This window comes from Morganella sp. Je.2.23 (genome assembly GCF_051129855.1).
GTDB lineage: Bacteria > Pseudomonadota > Gammaproteobacteria > Enterobacterales > Enterobacteriaceae > Morganella > Morganella sibonii.
In genome coordinates, this window is the sequence record NZ_JBCPSQ010000001.1 from 1,440,283 (window position 1) to 1,454,115 (window position 13,833).

The 13,833-nt window shown below is 49.1% G+C and carries 16 protein-coding genes and 1 other annotated feature; of the genes, 10 read left to right on the forward strand and 6 right to left on the reverse strand.

Translation table 11 applies throughout. From position 1 onward, the window contains the following. Nucleotides 1-30 precede the first annotated feature (30 nt). Nucleotides 31-285 carry a hypothetical protein gene (locus tag AAZR23_RS06945; protein ID WP_141651481.1) on the forward strand — a complete coding sequence of 85 codons (255 nt, stop codon included), beginning with the start codon at nucleotides 31-33 and terminating at the stop codon, nucleotides 283-285. Further along, nucleotides 92-217, reverse strand: a sequence feature (Phe leader region). It overlaps the preceding gene by 126 nt. Nucleotides 286-359: 74 nt before the next feature. Here the strand turns inward: AAZR23_RS06945 and rplT are convergent. The 4 genes from rplT to thrS all read right to left on the reverse strand — a co-directional run bounded on the left by rplT (nucleotide 360) and on the right by thrS (nucleotide 3,520). Continuing rightward, on the reverse strand, nucleotides 360-716 hold the full coding sequence (gene rplT, locus AAZR23_RS06950; protein WP_004235362.1) for a 50S ribosomal protein L20: 357 nt from the start codon (nucleotides 714-716) through the stop codon (nucleotides 360-362). A gap of 40 nt (nucleotides 717-756) precedes the next feature. Further along, on the reverse strand, nucleotides 757-954 hold the full coding sequence (gene rpmI, locus AAZR23_RS06955) for a 50S ribosomal protein L35 (protein WP_004235358.1): 198 nt from the start codon (nucleotides 952-954) through the stop codon (nucleotides 757-759). 91 nt (nucleotides 955-1,045) lie between these two features. Continuing rightward, complete coding sequence (infC, locus tag AAZR23_RS06960) at nucleotides 1,046-1,585, reverse strand: translation initiation factor IF-3 (protein ID WP_072056868.1); 540 nt, start codon at nucleotides 1,583-1,585, stop codon at nucleotides 1,046-1,048. 3 nt (nucleotides 1,586-1,588) lie between these two features. Beyond that, complete coding sequence (gene thrS, locus AAZR23_RS06965; RefSeq protein WP_046893572.1) at nucleotides 1,589-3,520, reverse strand: threonine--tRNA ligase; 1,932 nt, start codon at nucleotides 3,518-3,520, stop codon at nucleotides 1,589-1,591. A gap of 689 nt (nucleotides 3,521-4,209) precedes the next feature. Between thrS and AAZR23_RS06970 the strand changes: the two genes are divergently transcribed. Beyond that, nucleotides 4,210-4,362 (forward strand): hypothetical protein, encoded by a 153-nt coding sequence (locus AAZR23_RS06970; RefSeq protein WP_434691474.1) that lies wholly within the window; start codon nucleotides 4,210-4,212, stop codon nucleotides 4,360-4,362. On the opposite strand, the gene AAZR23_RS06975 is transcribed toward AAZR23_RS06970, so the two are convergent. Continuing rightward, entirely contained in the window at nucleotides 4,335-5,021 is a 687-nt protein-coding gene (locus AAZR23_RS06975) for a transglycosylase SLT domain-containing protein (RefSeq protein ID WP_052926823.1), read from the reverse strand. The two genes, AAZR23_RS06970 and AAZR23_RS06975, sit on opposite strands and share 28 nt — an antisense overlap. A 237-nt stretch (nucleotides 5,022-5,258) precedes the next feature. Between AAZR23_RS06975 and AAZR23_RS06980 the strand changes: the two genes are divergently transcribed. The 5 genes from AAZR23_RS06980 to AAZR23_RS07000 all read left to right on the forward strand — a co-directional run bounded on the left by AAZR23_RS06980 (nucleotide 5,259) and on the right by AAZR23_RS07000 (nucleotide 9,850). After that, nucleotides 5,259-6,188: a metal ABC transporter substrate-binding protein gene (locus tag AAZR23_RS06980; protein ID WP_046893574.1), complete on the forward strand. Its 930-nt coding sequence runs from the start codon at nucleotides 5,259-5,261 to the stop codon at nucleotides 6,186-6,188. Further along, complete coding sequence (locus tag AAZR23_RS06985; RefSeq protein WP_046893575.1) at nucleotides 6,185-7,069, forward strand: manganese/iron ABC transporter ATP-binding protein; 885 nt, start codon at nucleotides 6,185-6,187, stop codon at nucleotides 7,067-7,069. Before AAZR23_RS06980 ends, AAZR23_RS06985 begins: the two co-directional genes overlap by 4 nt. Then, complete coding sequence (locus AAZR23_RS06990; RefSeq protein ID WP_046893576.1) at nucleotides 7,066-7,941, forward strand: metal ABC transporter permease; 876 nt, start codon at nucleotides 7,066-7,068, stop codon at nucleotides 7,939-7,941. The genes AAZR23_RS06985 and AAZR23_RS06990 overlap by 4 nt, the downstream gene beginning before the upstream one ends. Next, on the forward strand, nucleotides 7,938-8,792 hold the full coding sequence (locus AAZR23_RS06995) for a metal ABC transporter permease (protein ID WP_052926821.1): 855 nt from the start codon (nucleotides 7,938-7,940) through the stop codon (nucleotides 8,790-8,792). Before AAZR23_RS06990 ends, AAZR23_RS06995 begins: the two co-directional genes overlap by 4 nt. 194 nt (nucleotides 8,793-8,986) lie before the next feature. After that, the gene (locus tag AAZR23_RS07000; protein ID WP_046893578.1) at nucleotides 8,987-9,850 is read left to right on the forward strand and encodes a fructosamine kinase family protein; all 864 of its coding nucleotides are present in this window, start codon (nucleotides 8,987-8,989) and stop codon (nucleotides 9,848-9,850) included. A gap of 67 nt (nucleotides 9,851-9,917) precedes the next feature. Here AAZR23_RS07000 and AAZR23_RS07005 read toward each other — a convergent pair whose 3' ends face one another. Then, nucleotides 9,918-10,457, reverse strand: coding sequence for a YniB family protein (locus AAZR23_RS07005; protein WP_434691481.1), 540 nt, complete (start codon nucleotides 10,455-10,457; stop codon nucleotides 9,918-9,920). A 180-nt stretch (nucleotides 10,458-10,637) separates the two neighbouring features. Between AAZR23_RS07005 and hxpB the strand changes: the two genes are divergently transcribed. From hxpB to AAZR23_RS07020, 3 genes are all read left to right on the forward strand, one after another. Continuing rightward, nucleotides 10,638-11,303, forward strand: coding sequence for a hexitol phosphatase HxpB (gene hxpB / locus AAZR23_RS07010; protein ID WP_218454170.1), 666 nt, complete (start codon nucleotides 10,638-10,640; stop codon nucleotides 11,301-11,303). A gap of 206 nt (nucleotides 11,304-11,509) precedes the next feature. Further along, a complete protein-coding gene (locus AAZR23_RS07015; protein ID WP_046893581.1) occupies nucleotides 11,510-12,067 on the forward strand; it encodes a metal-dependent hydrolase in 558 nt (185 codons plus the stop codon). Between the two features lie 234 nt (nucleotides 12,068-12,301). Continuing rightward, entirely contained in the window at nucleotides 12,302-13,696 is a 1,395-nt protein-coding gene (locus AAZR23_RS07020) for an L-cystine transporter (protein WP_046893582.1), read from the forward strand. The last annotated feature ends 137 nt before the right edge of the window (nucleotides 13,697-13,833 follow it).

Consider the following 13,833-nt stretch of genomic DNA (forward strand, 5'->3'; position numbering starts at 1 on the left):
CCTATTCCTCTGACCCTGTGGTCTTCAATTATGACGAATGACGACGGTGCTGCCGGACGTGATTGTCTCACCCGTTCCGGCAAACCCCTGAAACAAAAAAGCCTCCATACTGGAGGCTTACGGCGTTACTTTTCGTTTCTTTTTTACGCGCAAAGCCCCCTGAGTTCAGGCGCTAAAGTAAAAAAAGAAGCGGAAAGAAACGATATTATTCATTTTCTCAACTATTTGTCAGTTAACAGGATGTATTTATTCATATTACGCGAAAACCGTAAGGATATACAATGACAAATTATTCATTCTGCAGATTTTTTCTGCCGGACAGCAAAAGAGGGAGCAAGCTCCCTCTTCCGTCTGAACAATTACGCCAGAGCGCCTTTTGCTTTTTCGACCAGCGCAGTAAATGCGGCTTTATCGAATACAGCGATATCGGCTAAGATCTTACGATCGATTTCGATGGATGCCTTTTTCAGACCGTTGATGAAACGGCTGTAAGACAGACCATTCTGACGAGCTGCTGCGTTGATACGTGCAATCCACAGCTGACGGAACTGACGCTTACGCTGACGACGGTCACGGTAAGCATACTGACCAGCTTTGATTACTGCCTGGAAGGCAACACGATAAACGCGCGAACGGGCACCGTAGTAACCTTTCGCTTGTTTCAGAATTTTTTTGTGACGTGCGCGAGCAATGACACCACGTTTTACACGAGCCATACTAATCTCCTAAAGTCGTAAACTTTGCTAAAAAACTTGCTTATGCGTATGGCAGGCAAGCGACAACTAAACCCAGATCCCCTTTGGAGACCATACCTTTCGGACGTAAATGACGTTTACGCTTAGTTGATTTTTTAGTCAGGATATGACGGAGGTTAGCATGCTTACGTTTGAAACCACCTTTAGCGGTTTTTTTGAAACGCTTAGCTGCACCACGTACAGTTTTAATCTTTGGCATTTTTATTTCCACTTCGCATTGTTAAACAACGAATTAATCCGGCGAATAAAAGCCGGGGTTGCCCCCGGCATTTATTACTTGGATTGCCGGACTATTTCTTCTTAGGAGCGAGCACCATGATCATCTGGCGACCTTCGATCTTCGACGGGAAGGATTCGACGGAAGCTAATTCACTCAGATCTTCTTTGATGCGGTTAAGCACTTCAATACCAATCTGCTGGTGCGCCATTTCACGACCACGGAACCGCAGTGTGATTTTGGCTTTATCGCCATCTTCAAGAAAACGAATCAGGTTGCGTAGTTTGACCTGATAGTCGCCTTCATCTGTGCCAGGACGGAATTTAATTTCCTTAACCTGAATAACTTTTTGTTTCTTCTTCTGCTCTTTAGCCGATTTGCTTTTCTCGTAGAGGAATTTGCCGTAATCCATGATACGGCAAACGGGCGGTTCGGCATTAGGGCTGATTTCAACTAAATCAACCCCGGCTTCCTCGGCTTTCTCAAGAGCTTCTTTCAGGCTCACAACACCAAGCTGTTCACCTTCAAGACCAGTTAAACGAACTTCATTGACACGGATTTCCGCATTGATACGGTTCGGACGTGCTGTTTGAATTCTTTTTCCGCCTTTAATACCTTATTCCTCCGGTTGTTCTTCAATTCTGCGACTGCGAATTTCTTCAAGCAGTGCGTCTTTAAATTCGCTCACGTTTATGCTGCCAAGATCCTTGCCGCGACGGGTACGAACAGACACCTCGCCTGTTTCCATCTCTTTATCACCGCAGACCAGCATATACGGAACACGACGTAGCGTGTGTTCGCGAATTTTAAAGCCAATTTTCTCATTTCTCAAGTCTGCTTTTGCACGAATTCCGGCATCCTGCAGTTCTTTGACGACTTTCTGAACATAATCGGCCTGAGAATCAGTGATATTCATTACCACTACCTGGTTAGGCGCTAACCATGTCGGGAAGAAACCGGCAGTTTCTTCAGTCAGGATACCAATGAAGCGCTCCATTGAGCCTAAAATCGCGCGGTGAATCATCACCGGGGTAACGCGTTCATTGTTTTCGGCAACGTAAGTTGCACCCAGACGAGCCGGCAGAGAGAAATCGAGCTGCACTGTACCACATTGCCATGCACGATCCAAACAATCATACAAAGTAAATTCAATTTTCGGCCCGTAGAAGGCACCTTCGCCCGGCAGATATTCGAATTCAATGTTGTTTTCTTTCAGTGCGCTTGCCAGGTCAGCTTCGGCTTTATCCCACTGGACATCAGAACCGATGCGTTTTTCCGGACGGGTAGACAGCTTAACCACAATCTTTTTAAAGCCGAAAGTGGAGTACATGTCATAGACCATACGGATACAGGCGCTGACTTCGTCCATCACCTGCTCTTCTGTACAGAAGATATGCGCATCATCCTGAGTAAAGCCGCGGACACGCATCAGACCATGCAGTGCACCGGAAGATTCGTTACGGTGGCAGCTGCCGAACTCTGCCATACGCAGCGGCAGATCACGGTAAGAACGCAGACCCTGATTGAAGATCTGGATATGACCCGGACAGTTCATCGGCTTAATGCAATATTCACGGTTTTCAGAAGACGTTGTGAACATATGCTCTTTGTAGTTTTCCCAGTGTCCTGTTTTTTCCCACAGAACGCGGTCCATCATAAACGGACCTTTTACTTCCTGGTAATCGTACTCTTTCAGTTTCACACGGACGAACACTTCCAGTTCACGGAAAATTGTCCAGCCGTCGTTATGCCAGAACGCCATACCCGGCGCTTCTTCCTGCATATGATACAGGTCAAGCTGCTTACCGATTTTACGGTGATCGCGTTTTGCGGCTTCTTCCAGGCGCTGGAGATAGGCAGCTAACTGCTTCTTATCGCCCCACGCGGTACCGTAAATGCGTTGCAGCATTTTGTTTTCGCTGTCGCCGCGCCAGTAGGCACCGGCCACTTTCTGTAATTTGAAGCTATGGCAGAAACGCATATTCGGTACGTGCGGACCACGGCACATATCGATATATTCTTCATGGAAATACAGTGCAGGATGCTCATCCTGACCGATATTCTCGTCCAGAATTTCAACCTTGTAATCTTCACCACGGGAAACGAACGTCTCGCGGGCCTCGCTCCATGTGACGCGTTTTTTCACCACGTCATAATCTTTTTTGGCGAGTTCCGTCATCCGCTGTTCGAGTTTCTCCAGGTCTTCCTGGGTCAGAGACTCATCGAGGTCAACGTCATAATAGAAACCGTTATCGATGACCGGACCAATCGCCATGCGGGTGTTCGGCCATAATTGTTTGATAGCATGACCTAACAGGTGAGCACAGGAGTGGCGGATGATTTCCAGACCTTCCTCGTCTTTGGCGGTGATAATGGCTAACGTGGCATCGTGTTCGATCATATCGCAGGCATCGACCAGCGTACCGTTAACACGACCGGCGATGCAGGCTTTCGCCAGACCGGCACCGATATCATTCGCAACATCAAGGACAGAAACAGGATGGTTAAACTGGCGCTGACTGCCGTCAGGAAGAGTAATTACAGGCATTTTTAAATCCTTATCTACAGTGGTGACCCATACGTAAGATCACATATAGAAATCTCATTTATTTGATTTTCAGTACGTTACCGGCAATTTCTTGCGTACATTGCAAGCCGGGTCACACCTGCGGATAATAATCTGCCGGGCGCCCTTGCCGGAACTCGAAATCCATACTAGCACAGCAAATAAGGATTAATAGGTTTATGTGACCAGGTATCTGAAAAAGTGTGCGGTGTCACAAAGAATGCAGAAATTGTGAACATTTCCTTTTTAAAACAGCATCTGCGGCAGATTTTAAATTATTTTCTGTACGGCAGAATACCGTTGTTAAAATCTGCCGCCGCCCGCTTTCAGGGAAGAACCGGATTATCTTCCGCCAATGAGTCAAATGACTTCAGTTCATTTTTAAAATTCACCACGCTCTTTTGCCCGGCACAATCATTCATTTTGCGGAACGATCAGGTAAAACATTGATACAATTTATCATTCTTAATTCACCAATTGTAAAATATTGTCCGTTATACTCCGGCCGTAGTAGAGATAAGTGAACTTTTGGTATTTTTATTGCCCTGATCCTGAATCAGGGCTTTTTTTTTCATTATTCCGCATAACACGCAATTCCCCATGCCCTCTCATTCTTTTCTTCATTATTACCGGCGTAAATCGTATGCTTTTTATTCACAGGGAGCAGGCGCGTGATACAGAAACAGCAGACCGGATTTATTGCAGGGGAAACTCAGCAGGACGCTTCCGTTGCAGATTCACACTGCGGCGCAGCATCTGCAACGGAGGCGGTATTTATGAAGGGGAAGTCAGAAGATCAGTCAGCCATCGCCAGGGCGCGGTAAGCATTTTTCACTTTCCACAGATAACGCGGAGCCTGTGATGCAGGGTGTTTACTCTGTACATGCTCATAAAATTCATCGGCTGACAGCGCATTGATTTTCTCAATCGCCAGTGCACGGTTGTTATCAAACGTGCGCAGTAAAGCTCCGGCACCGTTAACGTAGGAGACAATCGTTGCGTAATTGAGCGTTTGCGGGTCGGTAATGCCGGCCAGATGCTGGTCACGGATAATCCGGATATAGGTTGTGCCGATATCGATGTTGGTTTGCGGGTCCAGTAAATCGCGGGTGCTCGGTTCGCCGTTACGGCCTTTTACACGATAAGCATCACGTCCGGCCGTAGAGGCTTTAATCTGCATCAGGCCAACGGCATTGGATTTACTGATAACTTCAGGCCGGTAAGAGGATTCAACCTCAATAATGGCACGGATCAGTGTTTCGTCGACCTCATAGCGGTTAGATGCCTGACGGATAAACTGATCAAACGGGGTTGCAGGATAGACACCACTGCCCTTTACCGGATAAACGGAAGAATCAGTAATGCCGGAAGATGGCGGTGTTATCCAGCCGCCGGAGCCGTAATTGGTGCGGTTTTGTTCGCTGCTTCCTGAGCAGCCCGCCAACAATAATGCTAAAGCAATCACACTAACGGTTTTTTTCACACTGTTACCCTTTATCCGGCATTCTGACGAAGCTAAGAATACTGAAAACACACATAAACCAAAAGGAGTTTACTTAACTTTTACATTTTATGTGATTCATAGCATAGTGTGAATCGATCGTACTGAATGTTATAAAGATATTACGGAAGTGCTTGACAAGCACAAATGATATTGATAATCATTATCATCAACGATATCCTTAGTGATTGTCACACTTTAACCAGGCTGGCTGATAAAATGAACAAAAAACAAAATACGTTTTCCTTTCCGTCCCTGACACAGATCTTCCGGCATGCTGTGTTGCTGCTGACACTGTGTGCTGTCAGCGGATATTCCGCTGCGGCAGAGAAAAAATTCAAAGTCGTTACCACTTTCACCATCATTCAGGATATGGCGCAAAACGTGGCCGGTGATGCTGCTGTTGTGGAATCAATCACCAAACCCGGTGCGGAAATCCATGATTACCAGCCGACCCCGAAAGACATCATGCGCGCACAGGATGCTGACCTGATTCTGTGGAACGGTCTGAATCTGGAGCGCTGGTTTGAACGCTTCTTTGAAAATTTACAGGATGTCCCGGCGGTTGTCATTACTGAGGGAATTACACCAAATTCTATCCGCGGCGGTGCGTATAACGGTAATCCGAACCCGCATGCCTGGATGTCCCCGACCAACGCCCTGATGTACATCGAAAATATTCGTGCCGCACTGGTAAAACATGACCCGGCCAATGCGGAAACCTATAATAAAAACGCGGCTGCGTATGCGGCAAAAATAAAAGCGCTTGATGCCCCGCTGCGTGCCCGTCTGGCCAATATCCCTGAAAACCAGCGCTGGCTGGCAACCAGTGAGGGTGCGTTCAGTTATCTGGCCAATGATTACGGTTTTCAGGAAGTCTATCTGTGGCCGATTAACGCAGAAGAGCAAGGCACACCACAGCAGGTGCGTCATATGATTGATACCGTTCGTAAATATAAAATCCCGGTTGTATTCAGCGAAAGTACTATCTCTGACAAACCGGCGAAACAGGTTGCCAAAGAAACCGGCGCAGAATACGGCGGCGTACTGTATGTGGATTCCCTGTCCGCCGCTGACGGCCCGGTTCCGACCTATATTGATCTGCTCAATACTACTGTAAATACTATCGCCAAAGGATTTCATCAATGAGTGATCAGTTCAGCAAGCCACAGCTGGTTGTCGATAACGCCACTGTCACCTATAACAATGGTCATACCGCCATTTTTGATGCCAGCTTCAGCATAGAAGGCGGTTCTATCTGTGCGCTCGTCGGTATTAACGGCAGCGGTAAGTCCACCCTGTTCAAAACCATTATGGGGCTGGTTACACCGACACAGGGGCGGGTGACACTGAATGATGAACCGGTACGTGCCGCGCTGAAAAAAAATGTGATTGCCTATGTTCCGCAGACAGAAGAAGTGGACTGGAACTTCCCGGTTCTGGTCTCTGATGTCGTGATGATGGGCCGTTACGGCAAAATGGGTTTTCTGCGAATTCCCGGCAAAGAGGATAAAAAAGCTGTCGCCGACGCTCTGGAACGCGTCGGCCTTACCGGTCTGGGTCACCGCCAGATAGGCGAACTCTCCGGCGGACAGAAAAAACGTGTGTTTCTGGCACGCGCCCTCGCACAAAACGGAAAAGTCCTGCTGCTGGATGAGCCGTTTACCGGAGTGGATGTCAAAACAGAGAATGCCATTATTGATTTACTGCGTTCACTGCGTGAAGAGGGACATCTGGTGCTGGTATCCACCCACAACCTCGGCAGCGTCCCTGAATTCTGTGATCATGTGATCCTGATAAACCGTACTGTGCTCGACAGCGGCCCGACCGCCACCACGTTCACGCAGAAAAACCTGGAAAAAACATTCGGTGGTGTGCTGCGTCATATCAACCTGTCCGGTCCGGACCTGCATGACGACGACGACCCGCGTTCACTGACTGTGATTACCGACGACGAACGCGCCGCTGTCTTCTACGGTCATCAGGATAATCTGACGGTGAAAACCGGCAGTAAGGACGAGCAGCCATGACAGAGCTGTTACTCCAGCCGTTTGAATACAATTATATGGTGAAAGCTATCTGGGTGAGCGGCATTGTCGGTGCCGTGTGTGCCTTTCTGTCTGCTTACCTGATGCTCAAAGGCTGGTCGCTGATGGGGGATGCCCTCTCCCACTCCGTGGTTCCGGGTGTCGCGGGGGCTTACGCCCTCGGTTTTCCTTACTCTGTCGGCGCATTTTTCACCGGTATGCTGGCCGCGCTTTCCATGACGTTTGTCCGCCATCTGACCAGGCTGCGGGAAGATGCTGTGATCGGGTTTATCTTTTCCACTTTCTTTGCCGCCGGTCTGCTGATCGTCTCCCTGAACCCGACCTCTGTGAATGTACAGACCATCATCATGGGAAATATTCTCGGGATTGCGGATGAAGACATGCTGCAGGTGGAAATTATTATTGCTGTTTCTTTCCTCGTGCTGATGTTTATCTGGAAAGATCTGCTGGTGGTCTTTTTCGATGAAACGCATGCCCGCTCTATTGGTCTGAATCCGCTGGCACTGAAAATTATCTTCTTTACCCTGCTGAGCGCCTGTACTGTCGCGGCACTTCAGACTGTCGGGGCGATTCTGGTCATTGCGATGGTCATCACCCCCGGAGCTACCGCCTATCTGTTAACGGATCAATTTAAAAAACTGCTGATCATCGCTGTTATTTTAGGGGCAGTGACCAGCAGTGCCGGTGCCTATATCAGTTATTTTCTGAACGGAGCCACCGGCGGCATGATTGTGACCCTGCAGACAATTATTTTCCTGATCGCTTTCTTCTTTGCGCCAAAACACGGCATGTTGTCCGCCCGCCGCCGTGCCCGCCGGGAATCAGCAAAACTGCGTCAGGAGGCAAACTCATGAGTGATTTTCTGACCTCATTGTTTATTGACCCGTTTGCTTTCCCGTTTATGCAGCGGGCCATGCTGGCCGCTATTCTGACCGGTGCGGTTTGTGCTGTTCTCTCCTGCTTTCTGGTGCTCAAAGGCTGGTCGCTGATGGGGGATGCTATTTCTCATGCCGTTCTGCCGGGCATAGTAATGGCATTTGTGATGGGCATTCCGCTGATTATCGGTGCTTTTATTTCCGGGCTTTTCTGCGCCTTTGCCACCGGTTATCTGAAAGAACACAGCAGAATCAAAGAAGATACCGTCATGGGTATTGTCTTCTCCGGTATGTTTGCGCTTGGCCTGGTACTGTTTACCCGCATTGATACCGAACAGCACCTGACACATATTCTGTTCGGTAATATCCTCGGGATCACACAGGCTGAACTGCGCCAGACCCTGATTATCGCCGGGCTGACGATGGTTGTACTGATGGTGAAATATAAAGATTTCATGCTGTACTGCTTTGACCCCAACCAGGCACGGGTTATCGGCCTGCCGGTTCGTCTGCTGCATTACGGGCTGCTGTCACTGCTGGCGCTGACTATCGTTGCCTCTCTGCAGGCCGTCGGGATCATTCTGGTGATTGCCATGCTTATCTCGCCGGGTATCATCGCCTTTCTGCTGTGCCGCAGTTTCGGCAAAATGATTCTGGTGGCAATTCTGGTTTCTGTCAGTTCGAGTTATATCGGTACGGTTGTCAGCTTCCATATTGACGGAGCTACCGGTGCCTGTATTGTACTGGTGCAGGCACTCTATTTTGTGCTGGCACTGATTTACAACCAGTTACGGTTATCCGCGCTGAAACGCCGCAGACAGGTTGCCTGACCCTCTGCATAACGGGGGATATTCTGTTACCGGAATATCCCCCGCATCCGGACTCTTCCGAAACAACCCTCTGTTTTTGTCCTTTTCTGTATTTCCCTGCGGTTACTGTGTAATTTGTGTGAGATGTCCGCTTTTTTCTTTTATTTTCCGGCGGTAAGATAGACTGACTGATAGACGGCTTAGTGGGGTGGCTCATGTGGCAGGCAGCAGGACGTATACTCAGTGAACATTTCGGCGAACACTCGTTCTCTGACAAGAAACAGCTCAATGGCGGTGAAATTCACTTTTCCCGGAGTGCCCGTTACGGCGATCACCCGGTTTTCATCAAATACAACCGGCGTGACATGTTGCAGGTATTCAAAACTGAGGCCGAACAGCTTGATGCTCTCAGCCGCAGCAGCACACTGACAACTCCCGCTGTATATGGCGTCGGGTCGGCAAAAGATGTCAGCTTTCTGATTATGGAATATCTGCCGCTGAAACCTTTTGATTCCCATTCCGCGTATATGTTCGGGCAGCAGCTGGCGCGTCTGCACCAGTGGCATGAACAGCCCCGCTATGGTTTCGATGAAGATAACCTGCTGGGTACTAATCCGCAGCCGAATGCCTGGGATAAAAAATGGGCCTCTTTCTTTGCCGAAAAACGGATTGGCTGGCAATTACAGCTGGCGAAAGAAAAAGGCATTATCTTCGGCGATATCGACAACATTATTCAGCGTGTGCAGCAAAAACTGGCAAACCACCAGCCGCAACCTTCTCTGCTCCATGGTGATTTGTGGCCATCAAACTGTGCGGCTGTCGCTGACGGAAGAACTGTCGCATTTGACCCCGCCTGTTACTGGGGTGATCGTGAGTGTGATCTGGCAATGCTCTCGTTTTTCCCTGAACTGCCGATGCAGATCCTCGACGGCTATCAGCAGGTCTGGCCTCTGGAGAGTGGTTTCTTAGAGCGCCAGCCGCTGTATCAGCTCTATTACCAGCTTCATCGCAGTCACTTATTCGGTGACCGTTATTACCAGAGCGCTCAGGCTATTATTGACGATATTCTCGCGGGATAACCCCGTTTTCCGGATAAAAAAATACCCCGTCAGCGATCCTGCGGGGTATTTTTTCAGATAACTCTGTTTACCAGTTCAGAAATTTAATTAAGAACCACGCAATGGCGCCGATAAATACCGGCAGCACATACAGCACAAAAATTTGCCGGAAAATGGTGTGATTCGGGATGCGAATTTTGGCGATTAAATCCGCAGGCGTTTTTCCGCTCTCTCTGGCATTCTCAATAATCACCTGATCTTCGATATTCTCACGAATAAACCGGACTTGTCTGGACATCCGGATACCGGAAGCGCTCAGCGCCAGCCCGACAAATATCAGGATATAAATCAGTAAAAAACTCAGATTATGACCTTCAAAACCGAGTAATTTATCCGGTACGGGGGAGTTGTTCCAGAATGTGTTCAGAAAAGGTGTATTTACACGGATCATTTCCGTCACCACATTAATAAAATCCCCGATAACCGCATTAATTTTATCACTGCCGGTACTCTGCTGATGAGCCAGTTTCAGTAAAGAAACGATAGTTGAGATCAGAGCCGGAATAAAAACCACCCAGCCTGCCACCCGTTTAAATACAGCAACCCAGCGGGCTTGTTGCAGCGTCATGCGCTTTCCTCATTTGATATTTTCTCAGTAATCATAGCGCAGAAGTCAGGAGAAGATCATTATCATTATTCCGGACTTTTTTACCCCGTAAATTATTAAGTCACTTAATGAACTCTCCGCCACGGCTTGTTACAATCAGAGGATGTTTTAATTCATTGCAGGATATCAGGAGCATACACTATGTCCCACACCTTACCGGTACAGGCCGCTATTTTTGATATGGATGGTTTACTGATTGATTCTGAGCCGTTCTGGCTTCAGAGTGAAAATCAGGTTTTCAGCGACATCGGCCTGGATATGTCACTGCGGGATAAACTGCCCGATATGCTGGGTCTGCGTATCGATCAGGTCGTGGAGTTGTGGTATCACGTCTCACCGTGGCAGACACCGTCAAAACAGGATGTCACTCAGCGGATTATTGATTCCACTATCGCGATGGTGGAAAAAGAGCGTCCGCTTCTGCCGGGCGTGGAACATGCGCTCTCTCTGTGCCAGTCACAGGGCCTGAAAATCGCTCTGGCGTCCGCATCACCGCTCTACATGCTGGAATCTGTCCTGGAAATGTTTAACATCCGCCATTATTTTGATGCGGTAGTTTCTGCCGGTGACCTGCCATACAGCAAGCCGCACCCGCAGGTTTATCTGAACGCAGCTGAAGCGCTGGGTGTTCCGCCGGTGCAGTGCGTTGCGCTGGAGGACTCCGTTAACGGCATGATCGCCTGTAAGGCGGCCCGGATGCGCTCCATTGTGGTACCGGCTGCTGAAATGGCGGCAGATCCGCGCTGGTCGCTGGCAGATTACCGGTTGTCGTCACTCAATGAACTGACGGCTGCGATGGTTCGCTGATAACGTTTTGCTGATAACGTTTTGCTGATGGTGTTTTTCTGATAACAGTGTGGCGGGAAATTGCCCGCCCTGCTCCGTTAGTGAAATATTCCATAGTTATCCATTAATAAATAAGCCTTTTTCTTTCTTACCCTCTGGCCGGGCGACATAAAAAACTTTATACTGTAACACTGTATAAATAAACACCTGAGTATTTACCTGGTATCATGACGGCTGAGGGTCACCTGCTTTTCTCTGTCGCTTCTGTAGTGATGGTTCATCAGCTTCAGATTTCGCCTGATATCAGTCAGGGGGACTGGCTGCACCTGATCCCCGGCGCCCTGGCCGGAGCACTGCTGCCGGATATCGATCACCCGAAGTCCATGCTGGGTCAGTGGGTTCGTTTTATTTCTGTGCCGGTTTCCCGCCTGTGCGGTCACCGGGGTTTTACTCACAGCCTGCTGGCTATTCTGACCGGTGTTATTTTATTCCGCACACAACTGCCGGTCAGCTGGTCTGTTCCGGCCGATTTTTACCAGGCAGTCATTGTCGGGTATCTGAGTCATCTGGCGGGCGATATGCTGACGACAGCCGGTATTCCGCTGTTATGGCCGGTGCGCTGGCGTTTTTGTATTCCGTTGCTGGGCAGCAGCGGCAATAAACGGGCAGAGCGCAGTGTGGCGCTGATTGTACTGCTGGCCTCATTTTATTTGCCCGCACACTGGGAAACCTGGTGGGCTCATGTGCGGGAGCTGGTGCTGGCGCAGATAAACGCTGTGCTATAAGAAACTGATTTTATATAACCGCCCGCTATAGAAAATAGTCTGTTTAGTGACTATTCATGTCAAATCATTCCCTGTGATCTACAATATAGCTATAAATAATTCAGATTCGTTATAAGTGATGCGGAAAACTCCTGTTAATCTATAACGAATCTTTTACAGTTCCTGCATTTGCACAACTGTATGCGATGTAATCAACACACTATAACAACATACCAACAGGTATCGGAGACCGGGATGAACTTTCCATTAATCAGCAATCTCGCCATATTCGTTATTCTGCTGCTGATGCTGATGAAGCTCTGCAGCAATAAAAACTGGAGCCTTTCCAAAAAGGTACTCACCGGTCTGGTGATCGGTGTTCTGTTCGGCCTCGGGCTGAATGCATTCTACGGGACAGAACATGATGCCGTAAAACAGGCACTGCCATGGTTTGATATCGTCGGTAACGGCTACGTGAAGCTGTTGCAGATGGTCATCATGCCGCTGGTGTTCGCCTCTATCCTCAGCGCGGTTGCCCGCCTGCATCAGGCATCCTCCCTGGGTAAAATCAGCGTACTGACTATCGGCACCCTGCTGATCACCACGGCGATTGCTGCATTGATCGGTATTCTGGTCACACTCGCTTTCGGTCTGACCGCAGACGGGCTGGTTCAGGGTGTGAAAGAAACAGCGCGCCTGACCCAGCTGGAATCGCAGTATGCCGGCAAAGTCTCTGATCTGACCGTGCCGCAGCTTATTCTGTCCTTTATTCCGAAAAACCCGTTTGCTGACCTGACCGGTGCTAATCCGACCTCGATTATCAGCGTGGTGATTTTTGCCGCCTTTATGGGTGTTGCCGCACTTCAGCTGATCAAAGACAACGAAGAGCGCGGTGCCAAAGTGCTCGGGGCAATTGATATCCTCCAGGCATGGGTGATGAAACTGGTACGTCTGGTCATGCGCTTTACCCCGTACGGTGTATTTGCACTGATGACCAAAGTCGTTGCCGGTTCAAATATTCAGGACATCATTAAATTAGGCACTTTTGTGGTTGCCTCTTATATCGCTATCCTGCTGATGTTTGTGGTTCACGGCCTGATTGTTGGTATTGCCGGTATCAATCCGCTGCGTTTCTTCCGTAAAATCGCGCCGGTACTGACCTTCGCCTTTACCAGCCGTTCAAGTGCGGCCAGTATTCCGCTGAGTGTGGAAGCGCAAACCCGTCGTATCGGTATTCCTGACTCCATCGCCGGGTTCGCCGCCTCCTTTGGTACCACTATCGGTCAGAACGGCTGTGCGGGGATTTACCCGGCAATGCTGGCGGTGATGGTTGCACCTATCGCCGGTATCAACCCGTTTGACCCGCTGTGGATTGCCACACTGGTCGGTATTGTGACAGTCAGCTCTGCCGGTGTTGCCGGTGTCGGCGGTGGTGCGACTTTCGCAGCACTGATCGTCCTGCCTGCGATGGGTCTGCCGGTCACCCTGGTCGCCCTGCTGATCTCTGTCGAGCCGCTGATTGATATGGGCCGTACCGCGCTGAACGTCAGTGGTTCCATGACCGCAGGTACAGTTACCAGTCAGATCCTGGGGCAGACAGATAAAACACTGTTCGATAATGATAACGACGAAGATTTACAGCAGGGGTAATATCCCGCCGCTGATTATCGTCAGATAACAGAAAATCCCGTATTCAGTCAGTGAATACGGGATTTTTTTATGTACATCGCAGATGTTATGCAAACAGGCATAAAAAAAGGCTGCAACGCAGAGCGTTACAGCCTTTT

Excerpts from the sequence above, each read along its gene's own strand:
- AAZR23_RS06980 (WP_046893574.1), top strand. The coding sequence starts at position 5,259 with ATGAACAAAAAACAAAATACGTTTTCCTTTCCGTCCCTGACACAGATC.
- rplT (WP_004235362.1), bottom strand. The coding sequence starts at position 716 with ATGGCTCGTGTAAAACGTGGTGTCATTGCTCGCGCACGTCACAAAAAA.
- hxpB (WP_218454170.1), top strand. The coding sequence starts at position 10,638 with ATGTCCCACACCTTACCGGTACAGGCCGCTATTTTTGATATGGATGGT.
- AAZR23_RS07015 (WP_046893581.1), top strand. The coding sequence starts at position 11,510 with ATGACGGCTGAGGGTCACCTGCTTTTCTCTGTCGCTTCTGTAGTGATG.
- AAZR23_RS07000 (WP_046893578.1), top strand. The coding sequence starts at position 8,987 with ATGTGGCAGGCAGCAGGACGTATACTCAGTGAACATTTCGGCGAACAC.
- AAZR23_RS06985 (WP_046893575.1), top strand. The coding sequence starts at position 6,185 with ATGAGTGATCAGTTCAGCAAGCCACAGCTGGTTGTCGATAACGCCACT.
- AAZR23_RS07020 (WP_046893582.1), top strand. The coding sequence starts at position 12,302 with ATGAACTTTCCATTAATCAGCAATCTCGCCATATTCGTTATTCTGCTG.
- AAZR23_RS06995 (WP_052926821.1), top strand. The coding sequence starts at position 7,938 with ATGAGTGATTTTCTGACCTCATTGTTTATTGACCCGTTTGCTTTCCCG.
- AAZR23_RS06945 (WP_141651481.1), top strand. The coding sequence starts at position 31 with ATGACGAATGACGACGGTGCTGCCGGACGTGATTGTCTCACCCGTTCC.
- AAZR23_RS06990 (WP_046893576.1), top strand. The coding sequence starts at position 7,066 with ATGACAGAGCTGTTACTCCAGCCGTTTGAATACAATTATATGGTGAAA.
- AAZR23_RS07005 (WP_434691481.1), bottom strand. The coding sequence starts at position 10,457 with ATGACGCTGCAACAAGCCCGCTGGGTTGCTGTATTTAAACGGGTGGCA.
- thrS (WP_046893572.1), bottom strand. The coding sequence starts at position 3,520 with ATGCCTGTAATTACTCTTCCTGACGGCAGTCAGCGCCAGTTTAACCAT.
- rpmI (WP_004235358.1), bottom strand. The coding sequence starts at position 954 with ATGCCAAAGATTAAAACTGTACGTGGTGCAGCTAAGCGTTTCAAAAAA.